The organism is Streptomyces nanshensis (assembly GCF_001751255.1).
Classification (GTDB): Bacteria; Actinomycetota; Actinomycetes; order Streptomycetales; family Streptomycetaceae; genus Streptomyces; species Streptomyces nanshensis_A.
This window is the reverse complement of sequence record NZ_LJGW01000241.1, coordinates 1-2,903: the sequence shown is the minus strand read 5'-3', so window position 1 is coordinate 2,903 and position 2,903 is coordinate 1. Positions and strand designations below refer to the sequence as shown.

Sequence of the window (2,903 nt, the reverse complement as noted above, 5' to 3'; positions counted from 1 at the left end):
GACACCGAGGAGTCGGTGTCCGGGCCCGCTTCATGCCGTACGTATGTGGGCGTCGTACGCGGTGGGACGTCAGCCGCGGCGCCGGAAGAGCCGCCGCACCGCGGTCCACAGCACGACCGCGCCCGCGATCACCGCGCCGCCCAGGACGACTTCCTTCTCGTCCAGCTTCCCGTCGCCCCCGCCGCTCGCGTCCCCGCCGGCGGCTCCCGCGCCGCCGTCCGCCTTCCGCTCGTCGGCCGGCACGCTGTCGGGCAGCAACTCGCCCTCCAGCTCCAGTGGATCGACGGTGCTGCCCTTGCCCTCCGAACCGCACATCAGGGTGCGGCCGTCCGGTGTGAAGGTCACCGACTCGCCCTGTCCGGCCATGGGCACGCTGACCGGGGTGTCCAGCGCCTCGGGCTTCCCGTCCCGCCAGCGGTACATCCCGCCGCCGAAGTAGCCGCGCAGCACCAGCCGCGTCCCGTCCGGCGAGAAGGCGCCGTCCGTCGCCCAGATCTCCGTACGCGCGATACGCCGGAAGACGTTGACGCCGGACGGGGAGAGGCGCTCCGGTCCGGCGTAGATGCCGCCCTTGCGCTCCTGGCTCTTGCTCGCGATGTAGACGCGTCCGGTCTTCGGATGCACCATCAGCGACTCGGCGTCGCGCGGGCCGTCCGCGTAGCGCACCGTGTAGCGGGTCGGCGTCACCGTCACATCGCGCAGCCGCTCCGGCTCGGTGAAGCGGTAGATCCACACCTCGCTCCAGCCGCCGCCCAGGTTGTCGCCGATGTCGCCGACGTAGATCTGGCCGCCGGGGCCGATCGAGATGGCCTCCACGTCGCGCGGATCGATGCCGCGGAGGGTGACGGTGGCGACCGTACGGCCGGTACGGGAGTCGACGGCGTAGACGTACGGGCCGTCGTCGGAGTCGTTGTGCGTCCAGTACACGCCCTTGTGCCGGCGGCTGGCGGCCAGCCCGCTCGACTCGGTGATGCGGGGGTCCTTGATACGGAAGGAGCCCGGCCCCTCCTTGCCGCCCGCCGGAGCGGCACCGGCCGGCGGCGCGCAGCCCAGCGCGAGCAGCGCCGCCGCTCCCCCGACCCCCACAGCCGCGACGGCGCGGCGCCAAAGCACAGACATGGCACCAGTCTCCCGTACGGCGCCGCCGCGCACCGCCGCACCGCCACCACCGGCGCATCGCCGTACCGGCGCCGGGACGGACGCTTGCTTCGAGTCCACTCCAGCGGCTTGGCTCTGTGCCATGGAGTACACGCAGCTTGGCCGCACCGGCCTCCGGGTCAGCCGGATCGTGCTCGGGACGATGAACTTCGGGCCGCACACCGACGAGGCCGGGAGTCACACGATCATGGACGCCGCGCAGGACGCCGGCATCAACTTCTTCGACACCGCCAATGTGTACGGATGGGGCCCGAACAAGGGCCGTACGGAAGAGATCCTCGGCACGTGGTTCGCCAAGGGAGGCGGGCGCCGCGAGAGGACGGTGCTCGCCACGAAGGTGTTCGGGAGCATGGCCGCCGAAGGCGACACCACCCCCAACCAGGACCGGCTCTCCGCGCTCAACATCCGCCGTGCCGTCGACGCGAGCCTGAAGCGGCTGCAGACGGACCACATCGACCTCTACCAGTTCCACCACGTGGACCGCCGGACGCCCTGGGACGAGATCTGGCAGGCCATCGACGTCCTGATCCAGCAGGGCAAGATCCTCTACGCCGGTTCCTCCAACCACGCCGGCTGGCACATCGCGCAGGCCAACGAGACCGCCGCACGCCGCGGCACGTTCGGCCTCGTCAGCGAGCAGTGCCTGTACAACCTCGCCGAGCGCCGGGCCGAGATGGAGGTGATCCCGGCGGCGCAGGAGTACGGCCTCGGCGTCATCCCCTGGTCGCCGCTGGCCGGCGGGCTGCTCGGCGGAGCACTCCGCAAGCAGACCTCGGGCGGCTCCGGCGGCGAGGGCGTACGCAGCACCACGGGCCGCTCGGCGGACGCGCTCGCCGACACCGCCGCACGCGAGCAGATCCAGCGCTACGAGGACCTGCTCGCCGGACGCGGCCTCGACCCGGGCGAGACGGCCCTGGCCTGGCTGCTCACCCGTCCCGGCGTGACCGGCCCGATCGTCGGCCCGCGCATCCCGGAACAGCTCGAATCGGCGCTGCGCGCCGTGGAGTTGAAGCTCGACGACGAGCTGCTGGACTCGCTCGACGAGATCTTCCCCGGACCGGGCCCGTCGCCGGAGGCCTTCGCCTGGTAACGGGCCACGGCGGCGGCACGGCGCTCCCGCACCGCGGGACGACGCGTACGGGGTGCCTGGCTCCGGAGGTTATGGGGCTAGGGGGTGTTNGGGCGGGGGCGCGGGGTCTGGTGCGTGCGATCGCAAGGCGGAGGTGGGGGCACCACCCGGGCCGTCAGGCCCAGGGGGAGAGAGCGCAGCGAGCTGCGCCGACGATCGACAACACAGCGAGCGTGCGTGCCAGACCCCGCGCACCAGACGGGACTTTCCGGACACGCCCTAGGCACCCAGCGCCGCCGCGACGGCGACAACGATGAGCATCAGCACGAGCGCACCGCTCACGATGCGCGTCCTCGTCTTGGTATTCACGCCTCAACGGTAACCAAGTCCGTCATCCGCCCAGCGGCCAGGCCGCGATCGGCTCGTAGCGGGGCTGTTCGCCGGGCACGCCGCCGTCGGGCAAGTGGCTGCGTACGAGGGCGAGTTCGCCGGCGGTCCACGGGTCGCCCGCGAAGCGGCCGAGGAGTTCGGTGTAGGGGCGCGGATCGAACCGCTGCGACGGGGAGCGGGCCAGCGTCACATGAGCGCGGAAGCGGGCGGGCTCGTCCGGGCCGAGGCCCAGGCGGCGCCCGGCGGCCGAGGTGGTGGCGGCGAGCCGGCGCAGGGCCTCGCCGTC

General features: G+C 72.7%; 3 protein-coding genes. 1 reads left to right on the top strand and 2 read right to left on the bottom strand.

Features of this window, described 5'->3' with window-relative positions; all coding sequences use genetic code 11:
* Positions 1 to 69: 69 nt before the first annotated feature.
* Positions 70 to 1,119 carry a TolB-like translocation protein gene (locus tag AN218_RS14105; protein ID WP_244900455.1) on the bottom strand — a complete coding sequence of 350 codons (1,050 nt, stop codon included), beginning with the start codon at positions 1,117 to 1,119 and terminating at the stop codon, positions 70 to 72.
* A gap of 121 nt (positions 1,120 to 1,240) precedes the next feature.
* Here AN218_RS14105 and AN218_RS14100 point away from each other — a divergent pair, with 121 nt between their 5' ends.
* On the top strand, positions 1,241 to 2,248 hold the full coding sequence (locus AN218_RS14100; protein WP_070017190.1) for an aldo/keto reductase: 1,008 nt from the start codon (positions 1,241 to 1,243) through the stop codon (positions 2,246 to 2,248).
* Positions 2,249 to 2,618: 370 nt separating this feature from the next.
* Here the strand turns inward: AN218_RS14100 and AN218_RS14095 are convergent.
* On the bottom strand, positions 2,619 to 2,903 hold a 285-nt coding region (locus AN218_RS14095), incomplete at its 5' end, for a 2'-5' RNA ligase family protein (protein ID WP_275936973.1).